Annotated in this window: 16 protein-coding genes; all 16 read left to right on the forward strand. The window is 54.9% G+C overall.

All coding sequences use genetic code 11. The features are described 5' to 3' along the window. Nucleotides 1–25: 25 nt before the first annotated feature. The 16 genes from fliP (at nucleotide 26) to IEW52_RS09400 (ending at nucleotide 16,295) form a co-directional block, all read left to right on the forward strand. The gene (gene fliP, locus IEW52_RS09325) at nucleotides 26–757 is read left to right on the forward strand and encodes a flagellar type III secretion system pore protein FliP (protein ID WP_308424527.1); all 732 of its coding nucleotides are present in this window, start codon (nucleotides 26–28) and stop codon (nucleotides 755–757) included. Then, complete coding sequence (gene fliQ / locus IEW52_RS09330; RefSeq protein WP_188629802.1) at nucleotides 758–1,027, forward strand: flagellar biosynthesis protein FliQ; 270 nt, start codon at nucleotides 758–760, stop codon at nucleotides 1,025–1,027. A 143-nt stretch (nucleotides 1,028–1,170) separates the two neighbouring features. Then, nucleotides 1,171–1,959, forward strand: coding sequence for a flagellar biosynthetic protein FliR (gene fliR, locus IEW52_RS09335; protein WP_188629803.1), 789 nt, complete (start codon nucleotides 1,171–1,173; stop codon nucleotides 1,957–1,959). Further along, nucleotides 1,960–3,093, forward strand: a complete 1,134-nt coding sequence (gene flhB, locus IEW52_RS09340; protein WP_188629804.1) for a flagellar biosynthesis protein FlhB — start codon at nucleotides 1,960–1,962, stop codon at nucleotides 3,091–3,093. A gap of 195 nt (nucleotides 3,094–3,288) precedes the next feature. Then, nucleotides 3,289–5,388 carry a flagellar biosynthesis protein FlhA gene (gene flhA, locus IEW52_RS09345; RefSeq protein ID WP_188629805.1) on the forward strand — a complete coding sequence of 700 codons (2,100 nt, stop codon included), beginning with the start codon at nucleotides 3,289–3,291 and terminating at the stop codon, nucleotides 5,386–5,388. Between the two features lie 15 nt (nucleotides 5,389–5,403). Next, nucleotides 5,404–6,792 (forward strand): flagellar biosynthesis GTPase FlhF, encoded by a 1,389-nt coding sequence (gene flhF / locus IEW52_RS09350; protein WP_188629806.1) that lies wholly within the window; start codon nucleotides 5,404–5,406, stop codon nucleotides 6,790–6,792. Then, nucleotides 6,785–7,669 carry a MinD/ParA family ATP-binding protein gene (locus IEW52_RS09355; RefSeq protein WP_188629807.1) on the forward strand — a complete coding sequence of 295 codons (885 nt, stop codon included), beginning with the start codon at nucleotides 6,785–6,787 and terminating at the stop codon, nucleotides 7,667–7,669. The genes flhF and IEW52_RS09355 overlap by 8 nt, the downstream gene beginning before the upstream one ends. After that, the gene (locus IEW52_RS09360) at nucleotides 7,653–8,375 is read left to right on the forward strand and encodes an RNA polymerase sigma factor FliA (protein WP_188629808.1); all 723 of its coding nucleotides are present in this window, start codon (nucleotides 7,653–7,655) and stop codon (nucleotides 8,373–8,375) included. The genes IEW52_RS09355 and IEW52_RS09360 overlap by 17 nt, the downstream gene beginning before the upstream one ends. A gap of 227 nt (nucleotides 8,376–8,602) precedes the next feature. Further along, on the forward strand, nucleotides 8,603–8,974 hold the full coding sequence (gene cheY, locus IEW52_RS09365; RefSeq protein ID WP_444544015.1) for a chemotaxis response regulator CheY: 372 nt from the start codon (nucleotides 8,603–8,605) through the stop codon (nucleotides 8,972–8,974). A gap of 12 nt (nucleotides 8,975–8,986) precedes the next feature. Then, nucleotides 8,987–9,742: a protein phosphatase CheZ gene (locus IEW52_RS09370; RefSeq protein ID WP_188629810.1), complete on the forward strand. Its 756-nt coding sequence runs from the start codon at nucleotides 8,987–8,989 to the stop codon at nucleotides 9,740–9,742. A gap of 9 nt (nucleotides 9,743–9,751) precedes the next feature. Beyond that, nucleotides 9,752–11,833 (forward strand): chemotaxis protein CheA, encoded by a 2,082-nt coding sequence (locus tag IEW52_RS09375; protein ID WP_188629811.1) that lies wholly within the window; start codon nucleotides 9,752–9,754, stop codon nucleotides 11,831–11,833. A 26-nt stretch (nucleotides 11,834–11,859) separates the two neighbouring features. Then, a complete protein-coding gene (locus IEW52_RS09380; RefSeq protein WP_188629812.1) occupies nucleotides 11,860–12,996 on the forward strand; it encodes a protein-glutamate methylesterase/protein-glutamine glutaminase in 1,137 nt (378 codons plus the stop codon). A gap of 1 nt (nucleotide 12,997) precedes the next feature. Then, nucleotides 12,998–13,741, forward strand: a complete 744-nt coding sequence (locus IEW52_RS09385; RefSeq protein WP_188629813.1) for a flagellar motor protein — start codon at nucleotides 12,998–13,000, stop codon at nucleotides 13,739–13,741. Then, on the forward strand, nucleotides 13,738–14,592 hold the full coding sequence (locus tag IEW52_RS09390) for an OmpA/MotB family protein (protein WP_188629814.1): 855 nt from the start codon (nucleotides 13,738–13,740) through the stop codon (nucleotides 14,590–14,592). The genes IEW52_RS09385 and IEW52_RS09390 overlap by 4 nt, the downstream gene beginning before the upstream one ends. Nucleotides 14,593–14,595: 3 nt before the next feature. Beyond that, complete coding sequence (locus IEW52_RS09395; protein ID WP_188629815.1) at nucleotides 14,596–15,381, forward strand: ParA family protein; 786 nt, start codon at nucleotides 14,596–14,598, stop codon at nucleotides 15,379–15,381. Beyond that, nucleotides 15,378–16,295: a chemotaxis protein CheW gene (locus tag IEW52_RS09400; protein WP_188629816.1), complete on the forward strand. Its 918-nt coding sequence runs from the start codon at nucleotides 15,378–15,380 to the stop codon at nucleotides 16,293–16,295. The genes IEW52_RS09395 and IEW52_RS09400 overlap by 4 nt, the downstream gene beginning before the upstream one ends. Nucleotides 16,296–16,309: the final 14 nt, after the last annotated feature.

The raw sequence follows: 16,309 nt of genomic DNA on the forward strand, positions 1-16,309 counted from the left end.
GTTCTTGCTGCCATTACTACTATTAATGGCTGCAATGCTATTGCTGGCGTCGCCGGCCATGGCGCAGCAAGGCACAGGCATGTCGGCGGTGACCGTCACCACCAACGCCGATGGAAGTCAGGAATACAGCTTGACGCTGCAAGTGCTGGCTCTGATGACGGCACTGTCGTTTTTGCCTGCCATCGTCATCATGATGACGTCGTTCACCCGCATCATCATAGTGCTGTCAATTTTACGACAGGCCATGGGTCTGCAGCAGAGTCCGAATAATCAGGTACTGATCGGCATCAGCCTGTTCTTGTCCTTTTTTATCATGTCGCCGGTGCTGGATCGGGTGAATAACGACGCCTTGCAGCCTTATCTGGCAGAAGAAATCAGCTCGAAAGAAGCGTTAGCGCGCGCCGAACTTCCGGTACGTGACTTTATGCTGGCGCAAACCCGGGTCAAGGATCTGGATACCTTTCTTGATATCGCCGATATACAAGTGGACAGCGAAGCCGAAGTGCCCTTGCGAGTGCTGATTCCGGCCTTCGTCACCAGCGAGTTGAAAACCGCGTTTCAAATCGGTTTTATGCTGTTTTTACCCTTTCTGGTGATCGATCTGGTGGTGGCCAGTATTCTGATGGCCATGGGTATGATGATGTTATCGCCTATGCTGATCTCGTTACCGTTCAAGTTAATGCTGTTTGTACTGGTTGATGGCTGGAACCTGATCATGGGGACGCTTGCCAACAGCTTTGGCCTGGGAGCCGGATAAATGAGTCCAGAAACCTTTGTCGACATCTTTCGCAATGCCCTGTGGTTGGTGACTGTGCTGGTATCGGCGGTGATTTTGCCAAGTCTGGCCATTGGTCTGGTGGTGGCCGTATTTCAGGCCGCCACCTCCATTAACGAACAGACCCTGAGCTTTTTGCCCCGGTTACTGGTGACCCTGGGCGCGCTGGCGGTAGGGGCTCACTGGGGGTTTGGCATGTTGATGGACTTTTTTTATGAGTTGGTTTTCCAGATACCGCAGGTGATAGGTTAACTGACAGCGATAAGCCGTAAGCTGTCAGCTGTAAGAAAAACGCTGTATTTATAAGGGGTAGTGTTTTTGTAGGGTCGAATTTATTCGACCAATAACGGCTGATCGCTTGAAGCTGACGGCTTACCGCTTTTAAGGGAATCTGTTTGAGCTATTCCACTGATCAAATTTTGCTTTGGCTGGCCAGCTACTTATGGCCGCTGTGCCGTATTGCCGGCATGATGATGACCATGGTGATGTTTGGTGCCAACCTCACGCCCATGTATAACCGCCTGTTGCTGGCCGTGGCCACGACGATAGCGGTGGCGCCTGTATTGCCGACCATGTCCGATGTGGCTTTGTTTTCGGTGGGGGGCTTCCTGATTACCGGCCAACAGGTATTGATTGGCGCCGTGGTTGGCCTGCTGTCACAGTTCTTGCTGCAAACCTTCGTGACCGCCGGCCAGGTAATTGCCATGCAAACCAGTCTGGGTTTTGCATCCATGGTTGACCCGCTAAACGGTCAGTCGACCCCGGTGGTGGGCCAGCTATATCTCATGCTGGGCACCTTGCTGTTTTTAGCGCTCAATGGCCACCTGATCATGATTGAAGCCATCGTCTTGAGCTTTGAAACCCTGCCGGTATCGATGAACGGGATTTCGGTGTCCAGCTGGCAAAACCTGGCCGGTTTGCTGGGCTTGCTGTTTTATGCGGCGCTGGCTATGTCGCTGTCGGCGATTGTTGCCATGCTGTTGATCAACTTTACCTTTGGCATCATGACCCGGGCCGCTCCGCAATTGAATATTTTCAGCATTGGCTTTGCCGTTAGCATGGTATGTGGCCTGTTTATTTTATGGCTAACCCTAGGCGGATTTCTGGGACATTTTGAAAATCAGTGGCTGCGGTTGCAACAGGTGATGTGTGACACCCTGCAACTGACCTGTGAAGGAGGTTAAGTGGCAGAGTCGGACGGTCAGGAAAAAACAGAACAACCCACGGAGCAACGCCTTCGCCAGGCGAGAGAAAAAGGCCAGATCCCCCGTTCCAAAGAATTAGGCACGGCGGCGGTATTACTCAGTGGTGCGCTCGGGTTGATGATGGTGGGGGATGGCCTGGGATATGCCATGTCCCAGGTATTTACGCGTAATTTCAGCATCGACCGTGCCGCCTTGTTCGATCCCCAGACCATGTTGCCGGCATTAAGCGACTCGTTACTGGGCTTGATGTGGCCCTTGTTGGGCTTGTTCGCTATTGTGCTGGTGGCGGCACTGGTCGGAAACAGCCTGCTGGGGGGCGTTAACTTCAGTAGTCAGGCCATGATGCCAAAACTGGATAAAATGAGCCCGGCCAAAGGCCTGAAGCGCATGTTTGGCGTACAAGCCATGGTGGAGCTATTAAAGTCCGTGGCCAAGGTGTTGTTTATTGCCACCCTGTCCATTTCGGTATTGTGGGGACAGTTCGATAATATCTTGCGCCTGAGTAACGAAACGCTGCCCATGGCCATGGTAGATGCCATCGAACTGGTGCTGCGCATGGGATTGCTGCTGTGCATGGCGTTATTGCCGATAGTGGCCATCGATGTGCCGTTTCAGATCTGGAACCATACCCGGCAGCTGAAAATGACCCTGCAGGAAATCAAGGACGAGTATAAAAACAGCGAAGGTAAACCCGAGGTGAAAGGGCGTATTCGTCGGTTGCAGCAAGAAATGGCGAATCGTCGCATGATGGGCGAAGTGCCTGAAGCCGATGTGGTGGTGGTCAACCCCACCCACTTCTCGGTTGCCCTGCGCTATGACAAATTCAGCCCGGGGGCCGCGCCCAGGGTGGTGGCCAAAGGCCAGGATGAAATAGCGCTTAAAATTCGAGAAATTGCCCGGGAATATGAAGTGCCGGTGATCTCGTCTCCGGCACTAACCCGGGCCATTTACTTCTCTACCAAGCTGGACGGGGAGATACCCGAAGGCCTGTTCGTGGCCGTGGCACAGGTACTGGCTTATGTATTCCAGCTCAATAACTGGCGCAAAGGCCAGGGCAACAAACCCATCCCTCTCAAAGAAGACCTGCCCATACCCGATGAATTCAAGGTGTAATTTTGTTTGTGAAGGGTAAAGAGTGATGGGTGAAGCGGACAAGAAAACACCAAATTAGCAGGGCCAGTGTTTTGGCCGTCATCCTGACGTATGCCAGGATCTTGTTGTTTGGATATATTCCCCTTCACAGTATAATTATATGGCTCGTTTATTGCATGTAAGCCAACCATCAATCTTTGCAGCAACGTAGTGGTAATGGCATTCAAGGATAAATACTTACAACAGCTGGGACCCTGGTCCTCTTGGTTCAGCAAGGGGCTGGGTACGCCGCTGCTGGTGCTGGCGGCTCTGGGCATGGTGGTGTTGCCCATTCCTGCGCTGCTGCTCGATATTCTGTTCTCGTTCAATATTTCGCTGGCGCTGGTGATCCTGCTGGTGGCGGTATACAGCAAGCGTCCACTGGACTTTGCGGCGTTTCCTACCGTGCTGCTGGTGGCCACCCTGTTGCGTCTGGCGTTGAACGTGGCGTCTACCCGAGTGGTGTTGCTGGAAGGGCACGAAGGGGGGAACGCGGCCGGTAACGTCATCGAAGCCTTTGGCTCCGTGGTGATTGGCGGCAACTACGCGGTGGGTTTGATTGTCTTTCTGATTTTGATGATCATCAACTTTGCCGTGGTCACCAAGGGTGCCGGTCGTATTTCGGAAGTGAGTGCCCGCTTTACCCTGGATGCCATGCCCGGCAAACAGATGGCCATAGATGCCGACTTGAACGCCGGTTTGATCAATCAGGACGAAGCGCGTCTTCGCCGTGCCGAAGTGACTCAGGAAGCCGACTTTTATGGCTCCATGGACGGTGCCTCCAAGTTTGTGAAAGGCGATGCCATTGCCGGCATCATGATCCTGTTTATCAACATCATCGGTGGTTTCATTATCGGCATGGCCCAGCATGGGCTGCCCTTCGGCGAAGCCGCCGAAATTTATACCCTGCTCACCATAGGTGACGGGCTGGTGGCGCAAATTCCCTCGCTGCTGCTGTCGATTGCCGCCGCCATTATCGTGACCCGTCAAAATACCAGCGAAGACATGGGCGAGGCCATGTTGGGCCAGTTGTTCGATAATCCCAAGTCACTGTCTATTGCCGCCGGTATTCTGATCACCATGGGTCTGGTACCCGGCATGCCGCACTTTGCTTTTCTGCTGTTGGGTGGTTTGGCAGCCTTTGCTGCCTGGTGGACCATGAAGCGCAACAAACGAGTGGCACAAGAAGTGGTCGAGCAGGCGCAGGCGCCCGATGCACCGAGCAGCGAGGTCAAAGAGCTGGGCTGGGACGACGTGGTGCAGGTGGATACCATAGGTCTGGAAGTGGGATATCGGCTGATAAGCCTGGTGGATCAGGCGCAGGGCGGCGAGTTGCTCAGCCGCATTAAAGGGGTGCGCAAAAAACTCTCGCAAGAACTGGGCTTCCTGATCCCCGCCGTGCATATTCGCGACAACCTGGAACTGGGGCCCAACCAATACCAGATTACCATGATGGGGGTGAGCTCCGGCAGCGCCGACATTTATCCCGAACGGGAGCTGGCCATTAATCCGGGCCAGGTCTTCGGGCCTATTGCAGGTATAGATACCCGTGACCCCGCCTTTGATCTGGAAGCCACCTGGATTGCCAAAGACCAAATAGAACAAGCCCAGAGCCTGGGCTATACGGTGGTGGATGCCGCCACCGTCGTGGCCACCCATCTGAGCCAGCTGCTCACCAACCATGCATCCGTATTGCTGGGGCACGAAGAAGTGCAAAATCTGATCGATCAGATAGGGCGCAGCCAGCCCAAGCTGGTCGAAGGTCTGGTGCCCAACACCATGAGCCTGGCGCTGGTGACCAAAGTGTTGCAAAGCCTGCTGCACGAAGGCGTTACTATTCGAGACATGCGCACCATTCTACAAACCCTCACCGAATACTCGACCAAGAGCCAGGATCCGGAAGTGCTCACCGCGGCCTGTCGTATTGCGCTGCGTCGTTTCATGGTTCAGGAAATTGCCGGTACCGAGCGCGAGTTACCCGTTATTACTCTGGCACCAGAGTTGGAACAAATATTGCAGAACTCTTTACAGGCGGGTGGCGCTCAGGGCAGTGGTATCGAGCCCGGTTTGGCAGAGCGCATGCAGCAATCGCTGTCTCAGGCGGCGGCCAATCAGGAAATGGAGGGGCAACCAGCCATTTTATTAACCTCCGGCATGTTGCGCACCACCTTGGCGCGCTTTGTAAAACACACGATTCCCAGTTTGCGGGTGCTGTCATATCAGGAAGTGCCCGATGACCGTCAAATCCGCATAGTGGCGTCGGTTGGCCAGCAGTAGCAGGGTGGTAGTTAAATGAAGATAAAACGATTTTTTGCGAAAGACATGCGCTCTGCACTGGCCGAAGTCAAAGAAGTACTGGGTGCCGACGCGGTGATCATGTCGAATAAAAAAGTCTCGGGCGGTATCGAGATAGTAGCCGCCGTCGACGACGACGAAGTGCCCGTGACCACAGCACAGCGCCCCCTGCGTGACGATAATGTCAAAATATCGTCACAGGCGCGTCAATTTGTTACCCCCATGAATGATCAGCAACAGGCTGAAACCTTGCAGTCGTTGCTGATGCGGGGCAGACAACAGCCGTCACCGCAAACCCTGGCCGAGCAATCCAGCTGGACCGATCCTCGATTGGCATCAGAGGAGAGCAGCACCGAGCGCAAAGAGCCCACCCTGAATCAGCCCAAGCCGGCAGCGCCCTTGCAGTTGCATGACAGCCGTGAATACAAGCGAAAAGAAGGCGCAAAAGATAAAGAACTGAACGCCATGCGCCAGGAAATTGCCAGCATTCGCCGTTTGCTGGAACATCAGGTGTCGGGCCTGATGTGGCAAGAGGTGGAGCGGCGTGAACCGGTGCGAGCCATGCTCATCAAGCACCTGAATGAATTAGGTTTTAGCGATGGCTTTGCCGATCAGCTGGCGATGCGGGTCAACGATCGCGCCGCACCCCATGAAGCCTGGAGCCAGATTGAGACCACCCTGTGCCAACAACTGTTGACTGGCGAAGACGAAATATTACGCCAGGGCGGTGCCGTGGCGCTGCTGGGGCCCACTGGCGTGGGTAAAACCACCACCATTGCCAAGCTGGCGGCGCGTTTTTCGGCTCGCTACGGCGCCGATCAAATCGCCCTTATTACTACTGATCATTACCGCATTGGTGCTCACGAGCAGCTACAGACCTACGGTCGCATCATGGGCGTGGTGGTCAAGCAGGCCCGTACCTATCAAGAACTGGCGCAGGCGCTTTATCAACTGCGCCACCGTCGTCTGGTATTGATTGATACCGCCGGTATGGGCCAGCGCGATCTGCGATTGAATGAACAGTTAGACACCCTGGTCGGCGATAAGCAAATCAAGATCCGCAATTATCTGGTACTGCCGGCTACGGCTCAGCGCAGGGTGTTGCAGGAAGCGGTGGATCATTTTCGGCGCATTCCACTGGCCGGATGCATCTTAACCAAACTGGATGAAAGCCTGTCACTGGGCGATGTACTGGACATCAGCATTCAGAACAGCTTGCCCATCAGCTACATTACCGACGGGCAGCGAGTACCGGAAGATTTACGATTGGCTGATGGCCTGGAGCTGGTCAGGCAGGCATTAGGGAATTTAGAACAGCGTCGAGAAGACCCCTATTACTGGGAATCTTCTGAGTCCGATGAAGGGGATGCGCGTTTTTATGAATAATTTGTTTCAGGACCAGGCAAGCGGGCTGCGACTTATGCAAAAAACAAGCAGAGTACAGGTTATTTCGGTCACGGGCGGCAAGGGCGGTGTAGGCAAAACCAACATTTCTCTGAATATGGCGTCGGCCATGGCAGCCCAGGGAAAACGAGTCATGGTGCTGGATGCCGACCTGGGCCTGGCAAATGTCGACGTCTTGCTGGGCATTCGGGTTACCCGCAATCTGTCCCATGTATTGCGGGGCGAATGCAGCCTGGATGAGGTGTTGGTCGACGGGCCGCAGGGCATCAAGATTATTCCGGCCACCTCGGGAAATCAGTCGATGACCGAGCTGTCGCCACTTGAGCATGTCAGCTTGATCCGCGCCTTCAGTGAGATGAAAACGCCGATTGATATCTTGCTGGTGGATACCGCCGCCGGTATTTCCGATATGGTGTTGAGTTTTTCCCGGGCTGCACAAGAAGTGCTGGTGGTGGTGTGCGATGAACCCACTTCCATTACCGATGCCTACGCACTGATCAAGATATTATCTCGCGACTATGGCGTGTTTCGCTTTAAAATCGTGGCCAACATGGTGCGCAGTCAGCGCGAAGGCCAGGAACTGTTTGCCAAGCTGACCCGGGTAACCGACCGCTTTCTTGATGCCGCTCTCGAGCTGGTGGCTTGTGTTCCCTTCGATGGCAACTTGCGTTTGGCCGTACGCCGGCAAACCCTGGTGGTCAATCAATACCCCAAGTCGCCTTCGGCCATGGCCATCAAAATGCTGGCCAACAAGGCACTAAGCTGGCCAGCCCCCGAGCGGGCCGGTGGCCATTTACAGTTCTTTATTGAAAACCTGTTGCAACCGCCGGTGGCTGAGCCTGATGTCTGGAGCGAATAAAGCGCTGGTGTACGCCAGGCAACAAGGCACGCAACTGGTTGAAAGACATGCGGGCCTGGTGCGCCGTATTGCCCACCATTTGCTGGCGCGGTTGCCCGACAGCGTATTACTGGATGACTTGATTCAGTCGGGCATGGTGGGGCTGCTGGAAGCGACACGCAATTTTGACGCCAGCAAGGGCGCCAGTTTTGAAACCTTTGCCGGTATTCGCATTCGGGGGGCCATGCTGGATGAGATTCGCCGTGGCGATTGGGTACCCCGCTCGGTGCACAAGCACAGTCGTGAAGTGGCCAACGCCATTGCGGCAGTACAGGCTCGCGAAGGGCGAAATGCCACCGATCGTGAAGTGGCCGAAGAGCTGGACGTCAGCATGGAAGCGTATTACGCCATGCTGCGCGACACCAGCAACGGCAAAATTCTCGATATGGACGAGTTTGAAAGTGGTATTGATAGTCATATCGAACAACACCAGCATGCGGATAATCCGTTTGAAGACATGGCAAAACAACGTTTTCAAGGTGCACTGTCGCAACACATCAAAACCTTGCCCGAGCGGGAAGCGCTGGTGTTGTCGTTATATTATGACGAAGAACTGAATCTGAAAGAGATTGGCCAGATCCTTGAAGTCAGCGAGTCTCGAGTGAGCCAAATTCACAGCCAGGCGATGCATCGATTGCGCGCCAAATTAACGGAATGGAAAGCCTGACCTTTGGAACGGAGTAAAGGGTAACGATGATAATGTAAGCATCCATCGTAGTCGCATTGGTTTATTGTTCATTAAATGACCTTAAACAAGGTCGTGGTTCTATTTTATTGTACTAATTACCCAATATACGATTTAAGTTAAGGTTTAGCGGGTCGATATAGTTAAAATGCTTGTCATATTCAGCGGCTATTGGTTTGGCTGAGAGGAGGAATTGCTTGGACAAGAATATGAAAATCCTGATTGTGGATGATTTTTCCACAATGCGTAGGATTATTAAAAACCTGCTTCGAGATTTGGGGTTTAACAACACACTGGAAGCCGATGATGGTCTTACGGCATTGCCCATGTTGAAAAACGGTGACTTCGACTTTGTGGTGACCGATTGGAACATGCCAGGGATGCAGGGAATTGATTTGTTGAAAGCGATTCGTGCCGACGACAAACTCAAACATTTGCCGGTATTGATGGTGACGGCAGAAGCCAAGCGCGAGCAGATTATTGCCGCGGCTCAGGCTGGTGTGAATGGCTATGTGGTCAAGCCTTTTACCGCCGGCACCCTGAAAGAAAAACTCGAGAAGGTTTTCGAGAGAATCGGATAAAAAGGCAGCGAGATGGCATTTCAGAAAGGAACGATCAGCCTGGAACAGGCCCGTATACTGGTAGCAATGCTAGAGCGTGGTGATCAGGACGGGGCAGACCGTTATCTTACCGACGTATGCATGCCCCAGGCCAAAGATCTGGTCGAGCAGGTGGGGCTGCTTACTCGTCAATTACATGACTCTCTGCAGGAATTTCGAAACGATCCTCGTTTGCCCGAGTTGGCCGAAAATGAAATTCCCGACGCCCGTGAGCGCTTGAGTTACGTGATCGACATGACCGATAAAGCCGCCAACCGCACCATGGATGCGGTGGAAGCCAGTCTGCCGATAGCCGATCGACTGAATGACAATATTCAACAGGTCATGCCGGGCTGGCGTGAATTGATGGAACGTCAGCTTGAATTGGGCAAGTTTAAAGAATTGTGTTTCCAGCTGGATAGTTTTTTACTGAGCTCAGAGCAGGATGCGAATCAATTAAGAAATCTGTTAACCGAAATCTTGATGGCTCAGGACTATCAGGATTTAACCGGCCAGATGATTCGTCGCGTTATCAATCTGGTACAGGAAGTTGAGGCTAAACTAGTCGCTATTTTATCCGTATTTGGCCGTTTGCCGGGTATGGAAGAAGTTCAGCCTGAATCAAAACCAAAGAGCGCCCCGGTATCGGATATTACCGCCGAAGGCCCCATTATGAATAAAGAACATCGCCAAGATGTGGTTTCGGATCAAGACGGCGTAGATGATCTGCTGTCCAGTCTGGGATTCTAAGGAGAGAGCATGGGCTTTGAGGTAGACGAGGATATTCTTCAGGATTTTCTGGTTGAAGCATCGGAGATCCTGGAACAATTGTCAGAGCAGTTGGTAACGCTGGAACGCCAGCCAGACGATAAAGACTTGCTGAATGCCATTTTTCGAGGATTTCATACCGTTAAAGGCGGTGCCGGCTTTTTGTCGCTGACTGCACTGGTAGATACCTGCCACAAAGCCGAAAACGTGTTCGATATCTTGCGTAACGGACAGCGCAAGGTCACCTCCGAATTAATGGATGTCATCCTGCGGGCGCTGGATACGGTCAACGTCATGTTTGCCGAAATTCAGAATCGCGAAGACCCTACACCGGCCGACCCCGAACTACTGGCAGCGCTGGAACGTTATTGCCAACCCGCTGCCGCCGATGAAGATGCGACAGATGCCGCCGCCGAGCCGGCTGCTGCTGAACCGGGGATTGCCGGGCTGGGCGAAGCGCAATATCAGCAGATGCTGAACGAGCTGGTGTCGGAAAGTGAGACCCCAGCCAGTGTCGACGTTGCGCCCACCGCGAGCAGTGATGCCAACGTGAGTAGTGATAGTACAGACGAGATCACCGACGATGAATTTGAGGCCCTGCTGGATCAGCTGCACGGTGCCGGCAAGCACAGTGGTGCGCCCGCGATAGAGGCCATGGCATCCGAGCCATCCGAGCCATCTGCGCCGGCCAGTGACGATCATATCGATGATCTGGAATTTGAGGCATTACTCGATCAGTTGCACGGCTCGGGCAAAGGCCCCACTGTGGTTGCCGATGAAGCTCAGGTTGTTGCCAGTTCAGCCGCTCCAATGATGGCTGCGCCAACGGCCGCTGCGCCCATGCTCGAAAAGAATACCGTCGATAAAGCGCCGGCCAAGGCCCCGGCGGCACACAGTGCGCCACCGGACACCACGGTGCGGGTCGATACTAAAATACTCGATAACATCATGAATATGGTGGGCGAGCTGGTGTTGGTACGCAACCGGCTGATCAGCCTGGATGCCAACCATGAAAACGAGGATATATCCAAAACCGTCGCCAATCTGGATGCCGTCACCGGTGATCTGCAGGGCGCGGTAATGAAGACCCGCATGCAGCCGATCAAGAAAGTGTTTGGTCGTTTTCCTCGAGTGGTGCGCGATATTGCCCGGACCATGAAAAAAGAAATCAACCTGGAAATGGTCGGCGAAGACACGGATCTGGATAAAAACCTGGTCGAGGCGCTGGCCGATCCTCTGGTTCACCTGGTGCGCAACTCGTGCGATCACGGCATAGAAATGCCCGATGTGCGTGAAGCGGCCGGTAAACCGAGAACCGGTGTGATCCGGCTGACCGCGTCTCAGGAAGGAGACCATATTCTGCTGGGCATCGAAGATGATGGTGCTGGCATGGATCCGGAAAAACTGAAAGAAATCGCCATCAAGCGCGGCATTCTCGATGCCGATGGCGCGGCCCGCATGACGGATAATGAAGCCTATAACCTGATTTTTGCTCCCGGCTTTTCGACCAAGGTAGAAATTACCGATGTATCGGGTCGTGGCGTGGGTATGGACGTGGTTAAAACCGGTATTACCTCGGTGAATGGCTCTATTCATATTGATTCTGAAAAAGGCAAGGGCACCAAACTGCAAATCAAGGTACCGCTGACGCTGGCCATTTTGCCTACGCTGATGGTGCTGGTTGGCAAGCAGACCTTCGCCTTGCCATTGACCAACGTCGATGAGATTTTCCATCTCGATCTTACCCGCACCAGCATGGTGGATGGACAGCTCACCATAGTGGTGCGCAATCACGCTATTCCGCTGTTTTATTTGCAAGACTGGCTGTTGAGAGGCGAGCGACGTGCCCGCCAGGCAAAAGGCCATGTGGTTATCGTTGCAGTAGGCAACCAGCAGGTCGGTTTTGTGGTGGATGGCTTGATTGGGCAGGAAGAAGTCGTCATCAAACCTCTGGATCAACTGTTGCACGGTACACCGGGCATGGCCGGTGCCACTATTACCAGCGATGGCGGCATCGCCCTGATCCTGGATCTGGCGGGTTTGATTAAAGCTTATGCGAGGCGTTACGCCTAACAATAAAAAATGCGACGAGGATATTGATGTCTATTCGGGTGTTAGTGGTTGATGATTCAAGTTTTTTCAGACGTCGTGTGAGCGAGATCCTTAATCAGGATCCCATGCTTAGCGTGGTTGATACGGCGGCAAATGGTCAGGAGGCCATCGAAAAAGCGCGACTGGTTCGCCCCGACGTGATCACCATGGACATTGAAATGCCGGTCATGGATGGGATTTCAGCGGTCCGTGCCATCATGAAAGCCACCCCAACCCCTGTGTTGATGTTTTCTTCGCTCACTCACGACGGTGCCCAGGCCACATTGGATGCCCTGGATGCCGGCGCCATGGATTTTTTGCCCAAGCGTTTTGAAGATATTGCCCGCAGCAAGGAAGAAGCCATTCTGTTGTTGCAGCAAAGGGTCAAGGCCATTGCCCGGCGGCGTCCTTTTATGGCGGCAAGACCCCATCCTGTTGCGACTACGCCGACCCGCAGCGGTTTGTCGAATTCCCCCCTGGGAGCGCGCACAGGGTTGAGCAGTACCCCGAGTGCTGCGCCGGCAAGAGCGGTCGTTCCCGAGCGGCGTAATCCGCCTCGGCGCAGTGGCAAGCATTACCAGCTGCTGGCCATTGGTACCTCTACCGGCGGCCCGGTGGCGCTGCAAAAAGTACTGACTGAACTACCGGCCAACTTTCCTCATCCCATCGTGCTTATCCAGCATATGCCGGGCACCTTTACCACTGCCTTTGCGGCCAGGCTCAATAGTCTGTGCAAGATTGGTGTAAAAGAAGCGCAAGACGGTGATCAGTTGCGCCCGGGTCATGCCTATCTGGCACCGGGTGGCAAGCAGATGCTGTTTGAAGGTCGCCCCGGTGCCGCGCGTCTGCGCATTATGGAGGGAAACGACAAGGTGAATTACAAACCCTGCGTGGACATCACCTTTGCCTCGGCAGCGAAAACATATGGCGGCAATGTGCTGGCCGTGGTGTTGACCGGCATGGGGGCCGACGGGCGTGAAGGCGCGCGCCTGTTAAAGGCCCAGGGTGCCAATATCTGGGCTCAGGATGAAGAAACCTGTGTGGTGTATGGTATGCCGCAGGCGGTGGCCAAAGCCGGCCTGGCGACAGAATCCTTGCCCTTGCCGATGATTGGTGAAGCCATTGTGAACGAGATGAGCAGCTGATATGGCGCTGACCGGACTGGTACTGGCACTGGCATGTATTATTCTGGCGCAATGGTGGCACGGTGGCAGCGGCTGGGGGCTGCTGGACGGACCGGCATTGCTGATTGTATTGGGCGGCACCCTGGGTGCCGTGTTGTTGCAAACACCCTGGCACCAGTTCAAGGCGGCATTCAAAGCCCTGAAGAGCTTGTTTGGCCAGGCACCCTGGCCCTTTCACGAACAGGCCTCGCGCTTGTTGCACTGGTCCCATCAGGCACGGCAAGCAGGTTTTTTGGCGCTAGAGTCCAAAACCGAACATCAGTCGCTGGACGATTTTACCCGTCAGGGCCTGCAATGGGTGGTCGATGGTACCGAAGCCACGGCGCTGGAGCAGCTGCTCGACAACGAAATCAGCCGGCTGGAAGAGCAAAAAGAGCTGGAAGCCCAGGTGTTTGAAGCCATGGGCGGCTACAGCCCGACCATCGGCATTATTGGTGCCGTGCTGGGTCTGATCCAGGCAATGTCGAATCTGGACGATCCCTCGCAGTTGGGGACCGGCATTGCGGTGGCCTTCGTCGCTACCTTGTACGGGGTAGGGCTGGCCAACCTGTTGTTGTTGCCGCTGGCCAACCGGCTCAGGGCCATGTATCGGCTGGAGCTGCGCTATCGGGAGTTGACCGCCATCGGGTTGATGGCCATCGCCCGGGGCGACAGCAGTTTATCGGTCAGTCGACAGCTGGCACAGTATCAGGGACAGCGTCAATGAAACGGCGCTCGCTGGCCATGCGTGCCCACAGTGCCAATAGTACGGCGGGGCCGGAGCGCTGGCTGGTGTCGTATGCCGATTATATGACGCTGGTGTTTGCCCTGTTTGTGGTGCTGTATGCCATTCACGCCAGTAAAACCGAACTGCAGCAACCCCTGCTCGATGGCATGGAGCAAGCATTGGTACGCCTGAGCGGGGAAGCGCTGCCGGCCAAGGCGGCAAACTCCATGGTGGCGGCGGTAGATGACAACGAATTAACCGGCACGGGTGCACCGTTAAGCGAGCCCGACCCGGGCCTGGCGGAGATCAAGGCGCAACTGGAGCTGCAATTATCTCCATTACTGCAGCAGCAGCGGGTAGAGCTGGAGCAGGAGGGGGACTGGCTAACCCTGAGTTTTGACGGCTCGTTATTATTTGCCAGTGGCAGTGCGTTACTGGGCGGTAATGCCAAGCCGGTGCTTATGCGCCTGATACCCGCATTGACCTCGGGGTCGCATTTTATCCGTGTGCGCGGCTATGCAGATAACCTGCCGGTCAGTAACGAGCTGTATGCCTCCAACTGGCAGTTGTCTGCCGAGCGTGCCCGAGCCGTGTTGGAATGGTTGCTGCAAGCAGGCATCAAGGCGCCCCGGCTGGCGTTGGAAGCCTATGGCGAGTTTAACTCCCTGGGCGATCAGCGCGGTGAAACCGGGCGTGCCCGTCATCGACGGGTCGATATCGTCATATCGAAACAGCAGTGGCAGGCGCCCACGGCGTTGCCGTCCCGGCCCATGGCCACAGACAAAAGCCCGGATTTACGTGTTTATGAGCTGCCTGGTGGCGGCATTCGTATCGGCACAACACAGGATTAAGCATTGATAGTCTGGACAGTTGCAAATCAGAAAGGTGGCGTAGGCAAAACCACAACCGTGGTGGCCCTGGCCGGCCTGTTGTCGCAGCGCAACAAGCGGGTGCTGCTGATTGATACCGATCCCCATGGCTCGCTGACCTCCTATTTTGATTATGATATGGACAGTCTGCCCCATAGCCTGTTTGACTTGTTTCAGGCACAACAGCCGACTCGCACCTTGTTTGAGCAGGTGGCGCTAACCACGCGTTTTGCCGGAATAACCCTGTTGCCGGCGTCCATCTCTCTGGCCACGTTGGAACGAACCTCCAGCAGCCGAGAAGGCATGGGGCTGGTACTAAAGCGAATGCTGGCCGAAGTACAGAACGAGTTTGATGTGGTGATCATCGATTGTCCGCCGGTATTGGGAGTCATGATGGTGAATGCCCTGGCTGCTTGCGATCGTATTCTGGTGCCGGTGCAAACCGAGTTTCTGGCGATCAAGGGGCTGGAGCGCATGGTCAGCACCTTCAAGCTGATGCACAGGGCCAGAAAAAACGGCTTTAACTATACGGTGGTACCCACCATGTTTGATCAGCGCACCCGGGCCTCGATACAGAGTCTGGACAGCCTGAAGCAGGAGTACGACGGCAATTTATGGCCGTCGGTGATACCGGTTGATACCAAGTTTCGTGATGCCAGCCTGCGCCACGAACCTCCTTCTTATTTTGCCAAAGGGTGTCGGGGAGTGTTTGCCTACCAGAGTCTGCTGCGTTACTTGTGGCAGCTGGATGGCGTGGAGGCGGCATTATGAATCAACGACATTCGGACGCGCTGGATGATTATTTTGGCTCCTTGCTGGAAGAGGGGCCGGCGGTGGCGACTCAGCCGAGCATTGCTCTTGAGCAAACCGCGAGCATGCCGTTTGCGGATCCGGAAGAAGAGGCCCGACGCCTGGCACTGGAAACACTGCTGGCGCGGGTGGCCGAGCTAAAGGAAGAAGAAACGCCGCCTGTACTGGCCGAGCCCGAGCAGAAGCCGGCAGTCGAGACTCCGGTACCTGTGGCAGAACCGACGCCCATTCCGGTGCCCGAGCCGGTTGCGCCGCCGGTGATTCAAGAGTCTGAGCCCGAGCCCGAGACCAGCGTTCAAGTTGAGCCGCTACCGGCGGCCCCCGCGGCGGCTGCGCCGCCGGTGATTCAAGAGTCTGAGCCCGAGCCCGAGACCAGCGTTCAAGTTGAGCCGCTACCGGCGGCCCCCGCGGCGGCTGAATGGCGTAATATGGACACCGAACACAGTTTTCAGGTGTTGTTTTTTGAAGTGGCCGGCATGACCTTTGCGGTACCGCTGACTCATTTGGGCGGCATTTATCAGATGTCCAAACTGACGAATCTGTTTGGTAAACCGGCCTGGTTTGCCGGTATGCTTACCGAACGTGAGCGGCAGTTATATGTGGTGGACACGGCGCGCTGGGCCATGCCCGGGCACACGGCCGAAGAACAGTATCAATATCTGGTGACCCTGGGTGAAAGTAACTGGGGGCTGGGTTGTCATCAACTGAAAGGGACGGCGCAGCTGACGCGAGAACAGGTTAAGTGGCGCGCTACGCCGGGTGCTCGGCCTTGGTTGGCGGGTATGGTAAAAGAAAAAATGTGCGCCTTGCTGCATGTAGATGCCTTGATCGGGCTACTGGAGCAGGGTAAGAATATAGACGGACAACAAGTCTGAACAGGCATAAGGGT

It is taken from the genome of Oceanisphaera marina (assembly GCF_014643915.1).
GTDB lineage: Bacteria > Pseudomonadota > Gammaproteobacteria > Enterobacterales > Aeromonadaceae > Oceanimonas > Oceanimonas marina.

Bases quoted from the DNA above. Each gene is read 5' to 3' on its own strand.
- IEW52_RS09400 (WP_188629816.1), top strand. From the start codon at position 15,378: ATGAATCAACGACATTCGGACGCGCTGGATGATTATTTTGGCTCCTTG.
- IEW52_RS09385 (WP_188629813.1), top strand. From the start codon at position 12,998: ATGGCGCTGACCGGACTGGTACTGGCACTGGCATGTATTATTCTGGCG.
- IEW52_RS09390 (WP_188629814.1), top strand. From the start codon at position 13,738: ATGAAACGGCGCTCGCTGGCCATGCGTGCCCACAGTGCCAATAGTACG.
- IEW52_RS09380 (WP_188629812.1), top strand. From the start codon at position 11,860: ATGTCTATTCGGGTGTTAGTGGTTGATGATTCAAGTTTTTTCAGACGT.
- flhA (WP_188629805.1), top strand. From the start codon at position 3,289: ATGGCATTCAAGGATAAATACTTACAACAGCTGGGACCCTGGTCCTCT.
- cheY (WP_444544015.1), top strand. From the start codon at position 8,603: ATGAAAATCCTGATTGTGGATGATTTTTCCACAATGCGTAGGATTATT.
- IEW52_RS09375 (WP_188629811.1), top strand. From the start codon at position 9,752: ATGGGCTTTGAGGTAGACGAGGATATTCTTCAGGATTTTCTGGTTGAA.
- IEW52_RS09355 (WP_188629807.1), top strand. From the start codon at position 6,785: ATGAATAATTTGTTTCAGGACCAGGCAAGCGGGCTGCGACTTATGCAA.
- IEW52_RS09360 (WP_188629808.1), top strand. From the start codon at position 7,653: ATGTCTGGAGCGAATAAAGCGCTGGTGTACGCCAGGCAACAAGGCACG.
- fliP (WP_308424527.1), top strand. From the start codon at position 26: ATGGCTGCAATGCTATTGCTGGCGTCGCCGGCCATGGCGCAGCAAGGC.
- IEW52_RS09370 (WP_188629810.1), top strand. From the start codon at position 8,987: ATGGCATTTCAGAAAGGAACGATCAGCCTGGAACAGGCCCGTATACTG.
- fliQ (WP_188629802.1), top strand. From the start codon at position 758: ATGAGTCCAGAAACCTTTGTCGACATCTTTCGCAATGCCCTGTGGTTG.
- flhF (WP_188629806.1), top strand. From the start codon at position 5,404: ATGAAGATAAAACGATTTTTTGCGAAAGACATGCGCTCTGCACTGGCC.